We start from the raw sequence: 17,969 nt of genomic DNA on the forward strand, positions 1-17,969 counted from the left end.
CTGCTAAGATCAGGATATGGATAAACAACGCGAACTCAAACGGACCAAACGCCTGGCGCTTTCGCTGCTGCTGCTGGCCGCCCTCACCTTTGTCATCACACTGTTTCTGCCGCCCAGCTTTTACGTCAGCGGCATCAAAGCCATAGCGGAAGCCGCGATGGTCGGCGCACTGGCCGACTGGTTTGCGGTGGTGGCGCTGTTTCGCCGCGTGCCGGTGCCGTTTATTGCCCGTCATACGGCCATTATCCCGCGCAACAAAGATCGCATCGGTGAGAATCTGGGGCGCTTTGTGCAGGAGAAGTTTCTGGATACCGATTCGCTGCTGAATCTGATCCGCCGTTACGATCCCTCCACCCTGCTGGCGCAGTGGCTCAATGCGCCAGGTAACGCCGACCGCGTGGGCCGCCATCTGCTGCAGGTGATGCGCGGCTTCCTGGATCTGACCGATGACACCCGCATCCAGACCTTTATGCGTCGTGCGGTGCATCGCGCTATCGACAAAGTCGATCTCAGCCAGACCAGCGCCCTGGTGCTGGAGAGCCTGACGAAGAACAATCGTCACCAGGCGCTGCTGGACGCGGCAATCGACCAGCTGCTGAAGCTGCTGCACAAACCCACCACCCGGGAGTTTATCGCTAACCAGCTGGTGCGCTGGCTGAAGCGCGAGCATCCCATCAAGGCGAAAATGCTGCCGACCGAGTGGCTGGGCGAGCACAGCGCAGAACTGGTGGCGAACGCGGTGGATTCCCTGCTGGATGATGTGGCGCTGGATCAGGGCCATGAACTGCGGCTGGGCTTTAACCGGGCGGTTGAGAAGCTCATCGTGAAGCTGCAGAGTGACCCGGAAATGGCGGCCCGCGCCGACGAGATCAAAGGCTGGCTGAAAGAGGATGCCTCTTTTAACCGCTACATCGGCGAGCTCTGGAATGATATGCGCAGCTGGCTCAAGGCAGATTTCAGCAGCGAAGATTCACGCGTGAAGGAGAAAATAGGCGATGCGGCACGCTGGCTGGGCGAAACCCTGGCCGCCGACCCGGCGCTGCGCGACTCAATGAATCAGCACCTGGAGCAGGCCGCCCGCAGCGTCGCGCCGGAGTTTGCCCGCTTCCTGACGCGCCATATCAGCGACACGGTGAAAAGCTGGGATGCGCGGGATATGTCGCAGCAGATAGAGCTGAACATCGGTAAGGATCTGCAGTTTATCCGCATCAACGGGACGCTGGTAGGCGGCACTATCGGGCTGATCCTCTACCTGCTGTCGCAGCTCCCCGCCGTACTGCCGGTGGTGAAAGGCTGGCTGGGCTGACGTAACCAAAAAACCTCGCCTCCCTGCGGGGCTTTTGTTCTCTGCATCTGGCAATAAAGGGCGGTTATGGCTGCTCCAGCGCAGGCTGCGCGACCGCCATAAAGGCTTTTACCCTCTCCCGATCCACATCGTTCCACCAGACGCCATCGACTTTGAGCGCACTGGCCACAATCACGGCCTGCGTGCGCGCCAGAATCTGGCAGACGTTGGCGGGCGTCACGCCCGACCCCACCAGCAGCGGTAAGGTGGTGGCAGCGCGGATCTCGTCGATTTCCTCCAGCGTGGCGCTGTCGCCGGTGCGTTGTCCGGTGGCGATAACCGCATCCGCTTCGAAGAAGTCGACATCGCGGGTCAGTTCCCGAATGGAGCGATCGGCCACTATCGCGTGGCTGCCGTGTTTAACATGGCTGTCGGCGAATACCCGGATATGTTCGGCCCGCAGCTGGCTACGGTAGCGCAGCGCTTTCGCGGCAGCCCCTTCAATAAAGCCTTCGTTGGCGATATAAGCATTCGCCCACTGATTGACGCGGATAAAATCCGCCCCGCCCGCCAGCGCGGTGGCAAAGGCAGGCAGCGCGGCATTCGCCAGCACGTTAATGCCCAGCGGCACGCCGAAACGCTCCCGCACTTTTTCCGTAATCACCGCCATCAGCGCCGGCGTTTCCGGGCCAATATCCTCAGGTTTTGAAAAAGGAATATCGCCATGATTTTCCACAATCAGGCCGTGAACCCCGCCAGCAATATAATTTTCCGCATCGCGTAATGCGCGATCAATTATCGCGCTGACAGGTTTGCCCCGATATTTTGGTGAGCCCGGGAAGGGGTCACAATGAATGACGCCAATAACCGCTTTAGGGCGTGAAAATATCGCTTGTATTGCATCAATTTTTCCTGCTGATATAGCAACCATCGCTTCTTTATCCTGTTCGGGAAAACACTATGCGTGTTTATGTGGCTGGAAATATTACTGTCGACGAAACCTGGTCTGTTACAGATATTCCGGCTAAGGGCGCCTCTGTTCACGGTTATCAGCGATCGCAGGATATCGGCGGAAAAGGCGCGAATCAGGCGATAGTGTTATCCCGTTGCGGCATTGAAACCTGTTTAATTGCCGCGACCGGTCACGACAGCAAAGGAAAATGGATCCGTCAGCAGCTCATGAACGAGCCCGTGACGTTACTGCCCACGCAGCCCATGACTGCGTTGAGCGACACCTCGCTTATTCTGCACAGCGCCGATGGCGATAACGCCATTATTACCAGTACATCGGCGGCAGATGCGCTGGATATCACTACGCTTAGCCACCATCTGGCCAGCGCGCGTCCGGGCGATCTGCTGGTGCAGCAGGGCAATTTCTCGCCCGAAAAAACCCAGGCGCTGTTCAGCCTGGCCAAATCCTGCGGCCTGATAACCGTATTTAACCCCTCACCCGTGCACGCCGCTTTTGCCTCATGCTGGTCGCTGGTCGATATCGCCGTGGTCAATCAGCACGAAGCGCAGCAGCTGCAGCCTCGCGGAGTGAAAACGTTAGTGACCACTCTGGGCAGCGCGGGCGCCTGGCTGACGCAGGGCGACCAGCGAACGTTTTGTCCGGCGCAACCCGTTAATGCCGCCGATACCACCGGCGCAGGCGATACCTTTCTTGCCGTGATGCTGGCTTCCGCGATCCGGCGCGGGGGGGAAATCGATGCTTTAGCACTGACGCATGCCAGTCAGGCTGCGGCGCTGACTGTCAGCCGTCACGGGACACGTCAGGCCTTCCCCACCGCAGAGGAACTCGCCGCGCTGCTCCAGTCAGGCGGCGAGCCAGCGGTTATTTAAACATTGCGCGATAACTGTCCACATTGGCTTTGGTCACCACCGTGGCCGGGACCAGAATGGTTTTCGACACGGTTTTGCCTGCGGTAATCGCGTTCAGGGCTTTTACCGCCTCTTCACCCATCTTTTTCGGATCCTGTTGCAGGACAGCCGTGACATAACCGCCATCAATCCCGCTGATGGCTTTGGACGTCAGATCCCAGCCAAAGACTTTGATCTCTTTCTGGCGGCCCTGGTTTTCCACCGCCGCAATCGCGCCCAGCAGTGCCGGCTCGCCGGTCGCGTAGATAGCGGTTAAATCCGGGTTGCCGGTGATCAGGTTTTCTGCCGCCGTCATCGCCGTATCCTGCACGTTCTGGCCATCAACCACATCCGCGACGGTGATGCCCGGATTGCTTTTGAGAGTTTCTTCAAACCCTTTCTGACGCTGGTTCTGCACGGCCGAATTCAGCGCGCCCACAATGCCCAGTCGCGCTTTGCCGCCCATATTCTTCGCCACGTAGTCGACAAAATAGTGACCAATAATTTTGCCGCCTTCCAGGTTATCCACGCCCACCTGTGCCGCCTGTGGGCCTGCCGGTAATACCGCATCAATCGCAATAACCGGTATTCTGGCGGCGGCCGCTTCTTTAATCGCTGGCATAATGCCGTTGACGTCAATCGCGTCCACCATAATGCCCTTCACACCCTGCTGAATATAGGTTTCAATGGCGTCGTTTTGAGACACTGGATTATCGTTGGCGTTAAAGATCACTAAATTTTTACCGCTGGCTTTCGCTGCTTCCTGGGCGCCATTATTCATCTGATTAAAAAACAGGGCCTGCTGATTGATCTGAACCAGCGCATAAGTGGTTGCGGCTTTCGCCAGTGAAAATAATGAACCCGCAGACAGTAAGCCGGTTGCCAGCGCAACAGCACGCAGTTTTCTGGTGTTAAATGCCATCATCTTAAAATTCCTCGTCGGGAATGAGCGATAACCAGTCGATCTCCGCATTCAAATGCAGAGGGAATAATGTTGGCGGGCAAATATCGTCTGAATGGCTGCTTCAGCCAGAACCTGAATAATCGACTTTCTGCACACCGTCCATTATGGTGCACGTGTGAAAGCAATTAATCGGGTTTGGGAGTGACTCCCGGGTCGTGCGGTAAACTGCCTTTAACATTCGCTTCTGGCTAAATTTTGTCAAGCGATTATTTTATCGTCAGCGGGCATGGAAAAGCTGTCTCCGCTGCGCGCAACTGTGTTACTGATAGCCGATTCCGGGCAAGATGGCAGGTGATATGAGTAAAAAACGGGTGCTGTTATCGGATGTGGCAGCGCAGGCCGGACTCTCTAAAGCGACCGTATCCCGCTATATGAATCAAAGCATTATGCTGCCGCAGGAGACGATTGACCGCATTGAAGCGGCGATTCGTCAGCTGGATTATCGCGGTAACAGCCTGGCGCGTCGCCTGAGCAAGGGCGGCAGCGAAACCCTGGGGCTGGTGCTGCCCGATATTACCAATCCCTTCTTTGCCGAACTGGCAGATGCCGCCGAAGAAGCCGCCTCTGCCCATGGCTACAGCCTGGTACTCTGTATTACCCGCAACCATCCGGACAAAGAGAGTCAGTTTATCCGCTGGCTGGATACCTGCCAGGTGGATGGCCTGCTGTTTACCACCAACCATCCTGATAACGGTCTGTTACGCAAAGAGATTAATCGCCACCAGCGCATCGTGCTGCTGGATGAGGACATCCCTGGCAGCGTCGTGCCCAAAGTGTTTGCCGACAACGTTCAGGGTGGGCGGATGGCTACCGAAAATCTGATTGCTGCAGGTCATCGGGATATCGCCTTTGTCGGCGGCCCGGCGGAACTGATGAGTGTACGCGAACGCTACCAGGGGTTCTGCACCGCAATGGAGCAGGCTGGCCTGCGTGTCCCGCCCGAATGGGTGATGTACGGCGAATACCAGCGTGAGTTCGGTAAACAGGCGCTGGAACAGCTGTTCAGCCGCGCAGAGCGCCCCACCGCCGTCTTTGCCGCCAGCGATTTTCTGGTACTGGGATTGATGGATGGCCTGCGCGCGCGTGGGCTCAGTGCGCCCGACGCGCTGTCGCTGGTGGGCTTTGATGACGCCACCTATGCTGACTTCACCCAGCCCCGTATATCCACCATCCGCCAGCCCGCACGTGAACTGGGCCGCACGGCCGTAGAGATCATGTTGCGTATCCTGAATGATGACCTCCCCGTCCCCGCCGAAACCCGTCTGCAGGTTGAATGGGTGGCACGCGACTCGATACGGATCCGTTAACCACGACCCAGAATGGCGCAAAAGCGCACAATAGTGGCGCAAAAAGTGAGCGCCTTTATTTTGCCGGTTTCTGTTCAGTAAACCGGTTTACCTGAAGTCAAACGGCAAATGTGCTGTATTACAGTGAGTTAGAACACAAGTGCCACGCCGGGTCGCAGACTGGCACGGAAGCTGCACTGTCTCACCCGGCAAACAAATATCGTGTAGCGTGTTGTTCTGTGTGTTGTGACAAAGGGTTTATCCTGCAGGTAAACCGGTTTACAAGGGCGTAAACCGTGCCGGATAGCCCCTTTTTACATGCAGAGTAACGGTCCCGTTAGTGGTGATGGGAGTAATCATATGCAGCAGGCACACACTGCCCTGGCACGGGTAGAGATGGTGAATATTACCAAGACCTATGGCGCGATCCGGTCTCTGCAGGGCGTCAACCTGCAACTGGCTCCGGGTGAAGTGCTGGGTCTGGTAGGCGACAACGGTGCGGGAAAATCCACGCTGACCAAGGTGCTGTCAGGTGCGGTCGTCCCGACCAGCGGCACGATTCGTATTGATGGTGAAGAGCAGCATTTCTCTAACCCGGCGGATTCGCGCCGCTGCCATATCGAGATGGTCTATCAGGATCTGTCGCTGTGCGACACCGTCGATGTGGCAGGCAACCTGTTTATGGGACGTGAACCGATGAAGTCCATTTTCGGCATCCCGTTTCTGGACGAAGAAAAAATGCACACTGACGCGCGGGAAATGCTGAAAGGTCTGGGGATTTCTATCCCGGATACCCGACTGCTGGTGCGCAACTTATCCGGCGGGCAGCGCCAGGCGATTGCCATTGCACGCGCTGCCGCCTTCGATCCCAAGGTACTGATTATGGATGAACCCACCGCCGCGCTGGCCGTCGCCGAAGTGGAGGCGGTGCTGGAGCTGATCCGCCGGGTGTCGGCACGGGGCGTGAGCGTCATCCTGATCACCCATCGCTTACAGGATCTCTTCCTGGTGTGCGATCGCATCATGGTGATGTACGAGGGCACCAATGTGGCGGAGCGCCGCGTGGCCGAAACGGATCTGACCGAGATCGTCAATCTGATCGTGGGTGAGAAGTTTGTCGCCCGCTCGGCCGCCGCGCACTGAGCGAGGTAACAGGATGACTATTATGAATCTGAGCAGTTCCCGTATGACACAGCACTCGCTGCCGCGTCGTCTGCTGCACAACCACTCTGGCGTGGTGAGCATCGCGCTGTTTTTCGTGTTCTGCTGCGTGGTGTTTTCCCTGATCACCGGCAACTTCCTCAGCAGTGCTAACTGGCTGAATATCATTCGCCAGAGCGCGCCGCTGCTGATTGTCGCCACGGCGATGACGCTGGTGATCACCACGGGCGGGATCGATCTTTCCGTAGGATCGACGCTGGCGCTGGTCGGCGCCCTCTCCGCTATCGCGCTGAATAACTGGGGCCTGCCCTGGCCGGTGGTGTTGCTGGGCGGCTTGCTGCTGGGTGCGCTGGTGGGGGCCATTAACGGCTTCTTTATCGCTTACGAAGGCATTCCGGCCTTTATCGTCACGCTGGCGACGCTGGCGGTGGTGCGCGGCGTGGCGCTGCTGATTACCCAGGGCTACTCCATTCCCATCCCTGCCGACAGCCCGTTCGCTTTAATGGGCCGCGCCTGGGTACTGGGCGTGCCGATGCCCGCGCTGATAGGCATCGTGTCGCTGATCGTGGGCCATATCGCGCTGAATCATATGCGCTTTGGTCGCTATGTCACGGCGATTGGCGCGAATGCGGAAGGCGCGCGCCGGAGCGGCATTAACACTAAAGCCGTGACCATGAAGGTCTACATCCTCAGCGGTATGGCGGCGGCGCTGGCGGGCATGATCATCACCGCGCGTCTGGGCAGCGGCTCCTCCAACCAGGGCGAAGGCTTCGAGTTGCAGGTGATCGCGGCGGTGGTGCTGGGCAGTACCAGTCTGTTTGGCGGCTTCGGAACCGTTATCGGCACGCTGCTCGGCGCGCTGTCGATTGCCATCATCCAGAACGGCCTGATTCTGTCGCATATCTCCCCGTTTTACACGCAGATCGCCACCGGTACGATTATCCTGCTGGCCATCTGGCTCAACACCCGCATTCTCAACCCGACGCGATCGGCGGCGAAAGGATAGCTGATGAAACACTCTATTTTTCGTCATCCCGATCCGCTGCCGCTGGGCAGCAACAGCGGCTATGTGATGACCGTCCTTGGCCCGCTGCCGGTGAGTGAGATGGGCGTGACGCTGATGCACGAGCACATTCTGCTGGATGCCTCCGGCAAGTGGGTACCGCCCTGCTGCTGTGGCGAGCGTCACCTGGCGGAAATGCCGGTCAGCATCGAAAACCTGGGCGAGCTTTCGCTTAATCCGCTGATCAGCCGCGATAACTGTCAGCTGTTTGATGTGGATCTGGCGATTGAAGAGCTGATGAAGTTCCGGGCACTGGGCGGCGAGACGGTGGTGGATCCCACCAATATCGGCATTGGCCGTGACCCGAAAGCGCTGCAGCGCATCGCGCGCCTGACCGGGCTGAACATCATCATGAGCACCGGGCTGTATCTGGAGCCCTCACATCCCGACTGGGTCAAAACGATCAGCATCGACGCGCTTGCTGACAGGCTGATTTACGATCTGGGCGGCAGAGAGGAGAAACCCGAGGTGCTGGCTGGCCTGATCGGCGAAATCGGTGTGTCCAGCCGCTTTACCCCTGACGAGGAGAAATCCCTGCGGGCGGCGGGCCGCGCCAGTGCCGCGACACGTGTGCCGGTTGAGGTGCATCTGCCCGGCTGGGAGCGCTTAGGCCATCGGGTGCTGGATATCCTGGAAGAAGAAGGCGCTGACCTGCGTCATGTGGTGCTGTGCCACATGAACCCCAGCTTTGCCGATAAGCGCTACCAGCGCGATCTGGCACAGCGCGGCGCCTTTCTGGAATATGACATGATCGGCATGAGCTATTACTACGCCGATGAGACCGCGCAGTCACCGTCCGATGAGGAAAATGCCCGCGCCATTCGTGAGCTGATCGATGACGGCTTTATCGAACAGATTTTGCTGTCGCAGGACGTGTTCCTGAAAACCATGCTGACCCGCTACGGCGGTCACGGCTATGGCTACATCCTTAAACATTTTGTCCCGCGCCTGAAACGCCACGGCGTCAGCGGCGAACAACTTGAAACCTTACTGATTGCTAACCCACAGCGCGTTTTTGGTGGGTAAGGGAGAACCTGAATGCAGAAGAAAATTTTACTGGTCGGCGAGTCCTGGACCAGCACGTCTGTTCACGTCAAAGGCTTCGATCAGTTTGCCACCGCCACCTGGCATAATGGCGCGACCGACTTTATGGCGGCGCTGGCCGACAGCGATTATGCCATCACCTACATGCCCGCCCATGCTGCCGCCACCGACTTTCCTTTAACCCCGGACGGGCTTCAGCAGTGGGATGCGATCATTCTGTCCGACATCGGCGCCAATACGTTGCTGCTGCACCCGGATACCTGGCTGAAGAGCCAGCGCACGGCAAATCGCCTGACGCTGATCCACGACTATGTGGCGGCGGGCGGCGCGCTGATGATGATTGGCGGCTACTTCAGTTTTCAGGGTATCAATGGCGGCGCGCGCTATCGCAACACGGCGGTCGAGAAAGTCCTGCCGGTGCGCTGCCTGGCCTGGGATGACCGCATCGAAACGCCCGAAGGCGTTTATCCCTGCGTGACCGAATCTCACGCGCTGTTCGCCGGTATGCCAGACGACTGGCCATGGCTACTGGGCTATAACGAAGTGGAGATGCACCCGGAAGGTAAACTGCTGGCGACCATCGCCAGCACCTCACATCCGCTGCTGGCGGTGCGCGAGTATCAGCAGGGTCGCTCACTGGTCTGGACCAGCGATATGTCTGCGCACTGGCTGCCGCAGGAATTTGCTCAGTGGCCGGGTTACCGCCAGCTGTGGATCAACTGCCTGGACTGGTTAACGGTGCGCGGATGATGAGCCAGAGCCAGACGCTGGCGCAGCAGCTGTTGCGCTTTGACACCATTAATCCCCCGGGCAACGAAGCGGCCTGCATGCACTTTCTGGCAGAGTGGCTGGCGGAACGGGGCTTTGAGGTCACCCTGTCCCCCTTCGGTGAAAATCGCCTGAACCTGATTGCCCGTCTCCCTGGCCGTCAGCCCGGCCCGCAGCTGGCATTTACCGGCCATCTGGATACGGTCCCGCTCGGCAATGCTGACTGGCAGTTCGATCCGTTTGGTGAAATCGTGGGTGACCGGCTTTACGGTCGCGGTTCGAGTGACATGAAGGCCGCTGTCGCGGCTTTTGCTGTGGCCTGCGTGACGCATCAGCAGGCGATTCAGCAGGGCTCCGGCGTTGTACTGGTGATCACCGGCGGGGAGGAGACGGGCTGTGACGGCGCGCGGGCGCTGATTGCTGACGCTGACCTGCCCGATGTCGGCGCATTGATTGTCGGCGAGCCCACCGCCAACTATCCGGTTATCGGCCACAAAGGCGCACTCTGGCTACGCTGTGAAACGCGCGGGAAAACGGCCCATGGCGCGATGCCGGAACTGGGCATTAATGCCATTTATCTGGCGGCGGAGGCTCTGGGCAGGATCCAGCACTTCTCGCCTGGCGCGCCACATCCGCTGATGAAGCAGCCGACCGTTAACGTCGGACGCATTTCAGGCGGCCTGAACATTAACTCTGTGCCCGATCGCACCCAATTTGATGTGGATATCCGCAGCGCACCCAATCTGCAGCACGCCACCATTCGACAGCAACTGACAACCTTACTGGGAGAGAGCGTAACGGTGACGACGCTGGTGGATCTGCCGGCCGTACTGAGCGAAGAGAATCAGGCCTGGATTCATTCTGTTTATCAGCATTGTCAGGCGTTACATGACGCTCCGCTGACGCCGCGCATTGTGCCCTACTTTACTGATGCGTCACTGTTGTTGCCCGCACTGGGTACGCCGCCCTGCATTATCCTTGGTCCCGGCGAGCCATCCATGGCACACCAGACCGATGAATATTGCCTGCTGAGCCGGTTAGCGGAAGCGGAGCTGTTGTATGGTGCGTTGATTAACGACTGGATGAGGTCATAGAGGGGTGCCTCAGACGGCTGGACGAACAAAGGGGCGCACGGAGACCGCCATAAAAAAGGCCGCTTGCGCGGCCTTTTTTCATTCACGGTGCTTAGCGCCGCTTAATCAGCATAAACATACTGATCGCAAAGAACGCGAAGCTTGGCAGGATCGCCCCCAGCACCGGCGGCAGTCCGTAAACCAGACTCAGCGGGCCGAAAATCTGATCCAGCACGTAGAACAGGAAGCCGAAGCTGATACCGGTCACGACCCGTACCCCCATCGACACGCTGCGCAGCGGACCGAAAATAAACGACAGCGCCATCAGCATCATCACCGCCACCGACAGCGGCTGGAAAATCTTGCTCCACATATTCAGCCGGTATCGTCCTGACTCCTGGCCGCTCTGCTTCAGATACTTACTGTAATTGTACAGACCGCGAATCGATAACGCATCCGGGTCGAGCGCCACCACGCCCAGCTTGTCGGGCGTCAGATTGGTTTTCCACTCGCCGCTCAGACTCTGTGAGCCGGTAATCTGCTTCGGATCGGTCAGGTTCGACTCATCGACCTGTGACAGTATCCAGCGCTTTTTGTCTTTATCCCAGGTCGCCGTCGCTGCATAACGCACGCTCTGTAAACGGCGCTGATCGGTAAAGTTATAGATGCTGACACCGTCAATCTCATTGTCGCCTTTAATGCGCTCAATAAAGATGAAGTTGTTGCCATCCTTCGCCCACAGACCATTCTGCGTCGACACCAGTGCGCCGCCGTAAAGCTGCTGCGCCCGGTAGTTACGCGCCATCTGCTCACCTGACGGCGCCACAAATTCCCCGATCGCCATGGTCAGCAGCACCAGCGGAATCGCCGTTTTCATCACCGACAGCGCCACCTGCATGCGGGTAAAGCCCGCCGCCTGCATCACCACCAGCTCACTGCGCTGCGCCAGCGCGCCCAGTCCCAGCAGAGCACCCAGCAGGGCCGCCATCGGGAAGAAAATCTCAATATCTTTGGGCACGCTCAGCAGGGTGTAATAGCCGGCGCTCAGCGCGCTGTAGCTCCCCTGCCCGGTCTTACGCAGCTGATCGACGAACTTGATGATGCCGGAAAGCGACACCAGCATGAACAGCGTCAGCATTATCGTATTGAAAATCGTTTTACCGATATAACGGTCAAGAACGCGAAACATCAGACTGACCCTCCGCGTGTAAAGCGGGCGCGAACCCGACGCATCGGCACCGTATCCCACAGGTTAAGCACTATCGCCAGCAGCAGATAGCTGATATTCACCACCCACATCCACACACCCGGATCGAGGCGGCCTTTTGCTCCGCTCGACTTCAGCGAACTCTGCAGCAGGAAGAAGATCAGATAGAGCAGCATCGCGGGCAGCATCGACAGCACGCGTCCCTGACGGGGGTTCACCACGCTGAGCGGCACCACCATCAGCGCCATCACCAGCACCGCGAACACCAGCGTCAGACGCCAGTGCAGCTCGGCTTTAAACTCAGGCGTGTTGTTGCTGAACAGGCCGGTAAAGCTCGACTGCTCTGCATCATTCGGATCGAGCGTCGCCGCCTTATAGCCCACAATCGCCTGATAGTTGGTGAAGTCGGTAATGCGGAAGTCACGCAGCAGGGCCGTGCCCTCAAAGCGGGTGCCCTTATCCAGCGTTACCACCTGCGAACCATCTTTGCGCTGCTCCATGTGGCCGCTGTCGGCCAGCACCACTGACGGACGCGCATTGCCTTTAGGCCGCAGCTGCGCCAGGAAAACGTTGCCAAACTGGTTGCCCTTCACATCCTCGACAAACAGCACGGCGCTGCCGTCGCTGGAGGTCTGGAACTGGCCAGCGGCCATCGCCGCGGCTCCCGGGTTCGCTTTGGCGTTCTGCGTTACCTCATCCTGATAACGGGATGACCAGGGGCCGAGCCAGATAACGTTCACCGCCGCCACCAGCGAGGTAAACAGCATCAATACCATCGCCGCTTTAACCAGCACGGCCTTACTCAGGCCGCAGGCGTGCATCACGGTAATTTCACTTTCCGTGTAAAGCCGTCCCAGCGTCATCAGGATCGCCAGAAACAGACTTAAGGGCAGTATAAGTTGTGCCATTTCAGGCACGCCGAGTCCTAACAGTGTCAGAACCAGGTTTGTCGGCACTTCGCCATCCACCGCGGCTCCCAGGATCCTGACTAACTTCTGGCAAAAGAAGATGAGTAGCAGGATAAACAGGATAGCCAGCTGGCTTTTGAGCGTTTCCCGAACCAGATATCTAATGATGATCACGCTTAGTACGCCTGTGAAAACTTGTCTTTTTGCAGGAAAATCGCTAGTTTCAACGCTTATCAGCCATTTTTCTTCATCAATGGCCGTCGTCGTAGCTAAAATTGTATGAAAAACGCGTCCGGGTGGTGAAAAAACAACATCTTGTCACCCTGATTCATTATGACCTCCAGCAGCAGAATGTCATGCTGCGACAATGAATAAATGGGTCATGAGCGCGCTACATTCTAGCGGCAGCAGCGGCCGTTGTCTTTAAGATTCAGGAGAGTGCATGGAGTTCAGTGTAAAAAGCGGAAGCCCGGAAAAACAACGCAGTGCCTGCATTGTCGTTGGCGTTTTCGAACCGCGTCGTCTGTCACCGATTGCCGAACAGCTGGATAAAATCAGTGACGGTTACATCAGTGCCCTGCTGCGCCGCGGCGAGCTGGAAGGAAAAGTGGGCCAGACACTGCTGCTGCATCATGTGCCAAATATCCTGTCTGAGCGTATTCTGCTGATTGGCTGCGGGAAAGAGCGTGAACTGGACGAACGCCAGTACAAGCAGGTCATTCAGAAAACCATTAATACGCTGAACGACACCGGCTCCATGGAAGCGGTCTGCTTCCTGACCGAGCTGCATGTCAAAGGTCGCAATACCTACTGGAAAGTGCGTCAGGCGGTGGAAACCTCAAAAGAGGCGCTCTACAACTTTGATCAGCTGAAGAGCAACAAAGCCGAGCCACGTCGCCCGCTGCGCAAGCTGGTGTTCAACGTGCCGACCCGTCGCGAGCTGACCAGCGGCGAGCGGGCGATCCAGCACGGGCTGGCGGTTGCCGCCGGTATGAAAGCGGCGAAAGATCTCGGCAACATGCCGCCTAACATCTGTAACGCCGCCTATCTGGCGTCACAGGCGCGCCAGCTGGCCGATGCCTTCAGCAAAAATGTGACCACCCGCGTGATCGGCGAACAGCAGATGAAAGAGCTGGGCATGAACGCCTATCTCGCCGTCGGCGCCGGATCGCAGAATGAGTCGCTGATGTCGGTCATTGAATACAAAGGCAATCCGGACGCCGAAGCGCGCCCGATTGTGCTGGTGGGTAAAGGGCTGACCTTTGACTCCGGCGGCATCTCCATCAAGCCTGCCGACAGCATGGATGAGATGAAGTATGACATGTGCGGCGCCGCCGCGGTCTATGGCGTCATGCGTATGGTGGCCGAGCTGAACCTGCCGCTGAACGTGGTCGGCGTGCTGGCGGGCTGTGAAAACATGCCGGATGGCCGTTCGATGCGTCCGGGTGACGTGCTGACCACCATGTCAGGCCAGACGGTCGAAGTGCTGAACACCGACGCCGAAGGCCGTCTGGTACTCTGTGATGCACTGACTTACGTCGAGCGTTTCGACCCGGAAGTGGTGATCGACGTCGCGACGCTGACCGGTGCCTGCGTGATTGCGCTGGGCCATCACATCAGCGGCCTGCTGTCGAACCACAATCCGCTGGCGCATGAGCTGATCAGCGCGTCCGAGCAGTCCGGCGATCGCGCCTGGCGTCTGCCGATGGCGGATGAGTTCCAGGAGCAGCTGGAGTCCAACTTTGCCGATATGGGCAACATTGGAGGCCGTCCGGGCGGCGCGATCACCGCCGCCTGCTTCCTGGCGCGTTTCGCCCGCAAATATAACTGGGCGCACCTGGATATCGCCGGAACCGCCTGGCGCTCCGGCAAGGCCAAAGGCGCCACCGGTCGTCCGGTGCCGATGCTGTCACAGTTTCTGTTGAATCGGGCAGGATTGAACGGCGACGATTAAGCGCCCTCTTTTCTGACAGCAAGGGCGGATCTGATTCCGCCCTTGATCTTCTGATGAGCAAACCGATGAAAAACGCAACCTTCTACGTGCTGGAAACCGATGCCACCCAGGATGGCCTGAGCGCTGTTGAAGCGCTGGTGTGCAATCTGGCGGAAACACGCTGGCGGGCCGGAAAGCGGGTGCTGATTGCCTGCGAAGATGAACAGCAAGCCATTCGTCTCGACGAAGCGCTGTGGCAACGACCGGCCAATGCCTTCGTGCCGCACAACCTGGCGGGTGAAGGCCCGCGCTACGGGGCGCCGGTTGAGCTGGCCTGGCCACAGCGTCGCGGCAGTTCACCGCGCGACCTGCTGATTAGCCTGCTGCCCCACTTCGCAGATTTTGCTACTGCTTTCCATGAAGTGATAGACTTCGTTCCTTACGAAGACGCTCTCAAACAACTCGCGCGCGACCGCTACAAAGCGTATCGCAGCGTGGGTTTCCAATTGAATACGGCAGCGCCACCACAGCCGCAAACGACATAGCAGAAATGGAAAAGACATATAACCCGCAAGATATCGAGCAGCCGCTTTACGAGCATTGGGAAAAGCAGGGCTACTTCAAACCGAATGGCGACACCAGCCAGGAAAGCTTTTGCATCATGATCCCGCCGCCGAACGTCACCGGTAGCTTGCACATGGGTCACGCCTTCCAGCAAACCATCATGGACACCATGATCCGTTACCAGCGCATGCAGGGCAAAAACACCCTGTGGCAGGCGGGAACGGACCACGCGGGCATCGCCACGCAGATGGTGGTTGAGCGCAAGATTGCGGCTGAAGAGGGCAAAACGCGCCAGGATTATGGCCGCGATGCGTTCATCGAAAAAATCTGGGAGTGGAAAGCGGAATCCGGCGGCACCATTACCCGCCAGATGCGTCGCCTCGGTAACTCCGTTGACTGGGAGCGCGAGCGCTTCACGATGGACGAGGGCCTCTCCAACGCCGTTAAAGAGGTGTTTGTTCGCCTCTACAAAGAGAACCTGATCTACCGTGGCAAACGCCTGGTGAACTGGGACCCGAAACTGCGCACCGCGATCTCCGATCTGGAAGTGGAAAACCGCGAGAGCAAAGGCTCGATGTGGCATATCCGCTATCCGCTGGCGGATGGCGCTAAAACCGCTGACGGCAAAGATTATCTGGTCGTCGCCACCACCCGTCCGGAAACCCTGCTGGGCGACACCGGCGTGGCCGTGAACCCGGAAGATCCGCGCTATAAAGATCTGATCGGCAAATTCGTGATGCTGCCGCTGGTTGGCCGCCTGATCCCGATCGTCGGCGACGAACACGCGGACATGGAAAAAGGCACCGGCTGCGTCAAAATCACCCCGGCTCATGACTTCAACGACTACGAAGTCGGCCGTCGTCATCGCTTACCGATGATCAACATCCTGACCTTTGACGGCGATATCCGCGACCGCGCTCAGGTGTATGACACCAACGGCGAAGCCAGCGATGTCTGCTCCGACGACATCCCGGCCGCCTTCCAGGGCATGGAACGCTTTGCCGCGCGTAAAGCAATTGTCGCCGCGGTGGATGAACTGGGCCTGCTGGATGAGATCAAACCCCACGACCTGACCGTTCCTTACGGTGACCGTGGCGGCGTGGTGATTGAACCGATGCTGACCGACCAGTGGTATGTGCGTACCGCCCCGCTGGCGAAAGTGGCGGTTGAAGCCGTTGAGAACGGTGATATCCAGTTCGTGCCGAAGCAGTACGAAAACATGTACTTCTCCTGGATGCGCGATATTCAGGACTGGTGTATCTCCCGTCAGCTGTGGTGGGGTCACCGCATTCCGGCGTGGTATGACAACGACGGCAACGTCTACGTCGGCCGCACTGAAGACGAAGTGCGCGCGGAAAACAACCTGGCCGCCGATGTGGCGCTGCGTCAGGATGATGACGTGCTGGACACCTGGTTCTCCTCAGGCCTGTGGACCTTCTCTACCCTGGGCTGGCCGGAGAACACCGAAGCGCTGCGCACCTTCCATCCGACTAGCGTGCTGGTCAGCGGCTTCGACATCATCTTCTTCTGGATTGCCCGCATGATCATGCTGACCATGCACTTCATCAAAGATGAAAATGGCAAACCGCAGGTGCCGTTTAAAACCGTCTACATGACCGGTCTTATCCGTGATGAAGAGGGTCAGAAGATGTCAAAATCCAAGGGCAACGTGATTGACCCGCTGGATATGGTTGATGGCATCTCGCTGGAAGCGCTGCTGGAAAAACGTACCGGCAACATGATGCAGCCTCAGCTGGCCGAAAAGATCCGCAAACGTACCGAGAAGCAGTTCCCGAACGGCATCGAGCCATCAGGCACCGATGCGCTGCGCTTTACGCTGGCGGCACTGGCCTCAACCGGTCGCGACATCAACTGGGACATGAAGCGCCTGGAAGGGTATCGCAACTTCTGTAACAAGCTGTGGAACGCCAGCCGCTTTGTGCTGATGAACACCGAAGAGCAGGATTGCGGACAGAATGGCGGCGAGATGACGCTGTCGCTGGCGGATCGCTGGATCCTGACCGAGTTCAACCACACGGTGAAAGCCTACCGTGAAGCGCTGGATACCTATCGCTTCGATATCGCGGCGAACATCCTGTATGACTTCACCTGGAACCAGTTCTGTGACTGGTACCTGGAGCTGACCAAGCCGGTCATGAACAGTGGCAGTGAAGCGGAGCTGCGTGGCACCCGTCACACGCTGGTTCACGTACTGGAAGCGCTGCTGCGCCTGGCGCACCCGATCATTCCGTTTATCACGGAAACCATCTGGCAGCGCGTGAAAGGCCTGAAAAACATCAGCGATGACACCATCATGCTGCAGCCGTTCCCGCAGTTTGATGCCGCGAAGGAAGATGCGGAAGCGAAAGCCGATATCGAGTGGATGAAGCAGGCGATCGTTGCCGTGCGTAATATCCGTGCAGAGATGAACATTGCGCCGAGCAAGCCGCTGGACGTGCTGCTGCGTGACTGTTCACCGGCTGCCCAGCGCCGCGTTGAAGAGAACCGTAACTTCCTGTCACGCCTGGCGCGTCTGGAAAGCCTGACCATTCTGACGGCAGGCGAGAAAGGTCCGGTCTCGGTCACTAAAATTGTGGAAGGCGCAGAGCTGCTGATCCCGATGGCGGATCTGGTCGACAAAACCGCTGAGCTGGAGCGTCTGGCGAAAGAGCTGGTTAAGCTGGATGTGGAAATCGAGAAGATCGAGACCAAGCTGGCGAACGAAGGCTTTGTTTCACGCGCGCCGGAAGCCGTGGTGGCGAAAGAGCGCGAGCGCGTGGCAGACCTGCAACAATCAAAAGCAAAACTGATTGAACAGCAGGCGGTCATTGCGGCATTGTAAGCGTCTTAGCT

Annotated in this window: 15 protein-coding genes; 11 read left to right on the plus strand and 4 right to left on the minus strand. The window is 58.2% G+C overall.

The features are described 5' to 3' along the window. Positions 1-16: 16 nt before the first annotated feature. Positions 17-1,306, plus strand: coding sequence for a DUF445 domain-containing protein (locus tag HFD92_RS09765; protein WP_167428862.1), 1,290 nt, complete (start codon positions 17-19; stop codon positions 1,304-1,306). Between the two features lie 64 nt (positions 1,307-1,370). On the opposite strand, the gene HFD92_RS09770 is transcribed toward HFD92_RS09765, so the two are convergent. Then, positions 1,371-2,216 (minus strand): BtpA/SgcQ family protein, encoded by an 846-nt coding sequence (locus HFD92_RS09770; RefSeq protein ID WP_058957603.1) that lies wholly within the window; start codon positions 2,214-2,216, stop codon positions 1,371-1,373. Between the two features lie 29 nt (positions 2,217-2,245). Here HFD92_RS09770 and HFD92_RS09775 point away from each other — a divergent pair, with 29 nt between their 5' ends. Next, positions 2,246-3,127 carry a ribokinase gene (locus HFD92_RS09775; RefSeq protein WP_167428863.1) on the plus strand — a complete coding sequence of 294 codons (882 nt, stop codon included), beginning with the start codon at positions 2,246-2,248 and terminating at the stop codon, positions 3,125-3,127. Here HFD92_RS09775 and HFD92_RS09780 read toward each other — a convergent pair. Then, the gene (locus tag HFD92_RS09780) at positions 3,120-4,070 is read right to left on the minus strand and encodes a substrate-binding domain-containing protein (RefSeq protein WP_167428864.1); all 951 of its coding nucleotides are present in this window, start codon (positions 4,068-4,070) and stop codon (positions 3,120-3,122) included. The two genes, HFD92_RS09775 and HFD92_RS09780, sit on opposite strands and share 8 nt — an antisense overlap. Before the next feature lie 323 nt (positions 4,071-4,393). Here HFD92_RS09780 and HFD92_RS09785 point away from each other — a divergent pair, with 323 nt between their 5' ends. The 6 genes from HFD92_RS09785 to HFD92_RS09810 all read left to right on the plus strand — a co-directional run bounded on the left by HFD92_RS09785 (position 4,394) and on the right by HFD92_RS09810 (position 10,525). Continuing rightward, on the plus strand, positions 4,394-5,416 hold the full coding sequence (locus tag HFD92_RS09785) for a LacI family DNA-binding transcriptional regulator (RefSeq protein ID WP_167428865.1): 1,023 nt from the start codon (positions 4,394-4,396) through the stop codon (positions 5,414-5,416). A gap of 375 nt (positions 5,417-5,791) precedes the next feature. After that, complete coding sequence (locus HFD92_RS09790; RefSeq protein ID WP_167428931.1) at positions 5,792-6,538, plus strand: ATP-binding cassette domain-containing protein; 747 nt, start codon at positions 5,792-5,794, stop codon at positions 6,536-6,538. Between the two features lie 22 nt (positions 6,539-6,560). Further along, on the plus strand, positions 6,561-7,562 hold the full coding sequence (locus HFD92_RS09795) for an ABC transporter permease (protein ID WP_167428866.1): 1,002 nt from the start codon (positions 6,561-6,563) through the stop codon (positions 7,560-7,562). A gap of 3 nt (positions 7,563-7,565) precedes the next feature. Further along, on the plus strand, positions 7,566-8,645 hold the full coding sequence (locus tag HFD92_RS09800) for a phosphotriesterase (protein ID WP_009092350.1): 1,080 nt from the start codon (positions 7,566-7,568) through the stop codon (positions 8,643-8,645). A gap of 12 nt (positions 8,646-8,657) precedes the next feature. Then, positions 8,658-9,413: a glutamine amidotransferase gene (locus HFD92_RS09805; protein ID WP_167428867.1), complete on the plus strand. Its 756-nt coding sequence runs from the start codon at positions 8,658-8,660 to the stop codon at positions 9,411-9,413. After that, positions 9,413-10,525, plus strand: a complete 1,113-nt coding sequence (locus HFD92_RS09810) for a M20 family metallopeptidase (protein ID WP_167428932.1) — start codon at positions 9,413-9,415, stop codon at positions 10,523-10,525. The genes HFD92_RS09805 and HFD92_RS09810 overlap by 1 nt, the downstream gene beginning before the upstream one ends. A 91-nt stretch (positions 10,526-10,616) precedes the next feature. Here HFD92_RS09810 and lptG read toward each other — a convergent pair whose 3' ends face one another. Both lptG and lptF read right to left on the minus strand, forming a co-directional pair. Beyond that, positions 10,617-11,693 (minus strand): LPS export ABC transporter permease LptG, encoded by a 1,077-nt coding sequence (gene lptG, locus HFD92_RS09815; RefSeq protein ID WP_009092354.1) that lies wholly within the window; start codon positions 11,691-11,693, stop codon positions 10,617-10,619. Further along, positions 11,693-12,793 carry an LPS export ABC transporter permease LptF gene (lptF, locus tag HFD92_RS09820; protein WP_058957610.1) on the minus strand — a complete coding sequence of 367 codons (1,101 nt, stop codon included), beginning with the start codon at positions 12,791-12,793 and terminating at the stop codon, positions 11,693-11,695. The genes lptG and lptF overlap by 1 nt, the downstream gene beginning before the upstream one ends. A gap of 268 nt (positions 12,794-13,061) precedes the next feature. Between lptF and pepA the strand changes: the two genes are divergently transcribed. The 3 genes from pepA (at position 13,062) to HFD92_RS09835 (ending at position 17,958) form a co-directional block, all read left to right on the plus strand. Next, complete coding sequence (gene pepA, locus HFD92_RS09825) at positions 13,062-14,573, plus strand: leucyl aminopeptidase (RefSeq protein WP_009092357.1); 1,512 nt, start codon at positions 13,062-13,064, stop codon at positions 14,571-14,573. A 65-nt stretch (positions 14,574-14,638) separates the two neighbouring features. Further along, complete coding sequence (locus tag HFD92_RS09830) at positions 14,639-15,097, plus strand: DNA polymerase III subunit chi (protein ID WP_009092358.1); 459 nt, start codon at positions 14,639-14,641, stop codon at positions 15,095-15,097. Between the two features lie 5 nt (positions 15,098-15,102). After that, a complete protein-coding gene (locus HFD92_RS09835; protein WP_167428868.1) occupies positions 15,103-17,958 on the plus strand; it encodes a valine--tRNA ligase in 2,856 nt (951 codons plus the stop codon). Positions 17,959-17,969: the final 11 nt, after the last annotated feature.

It is taken from the genome of Pantoea sp. EKM101V (genome assembly GCF_011800325.1).
GTDB lineage: Bacteria > Pseudomonadota > Gammaproteobacteria > Enterobacterales > Enterobacteriaceae > Pantoea > Pantoea anthophila.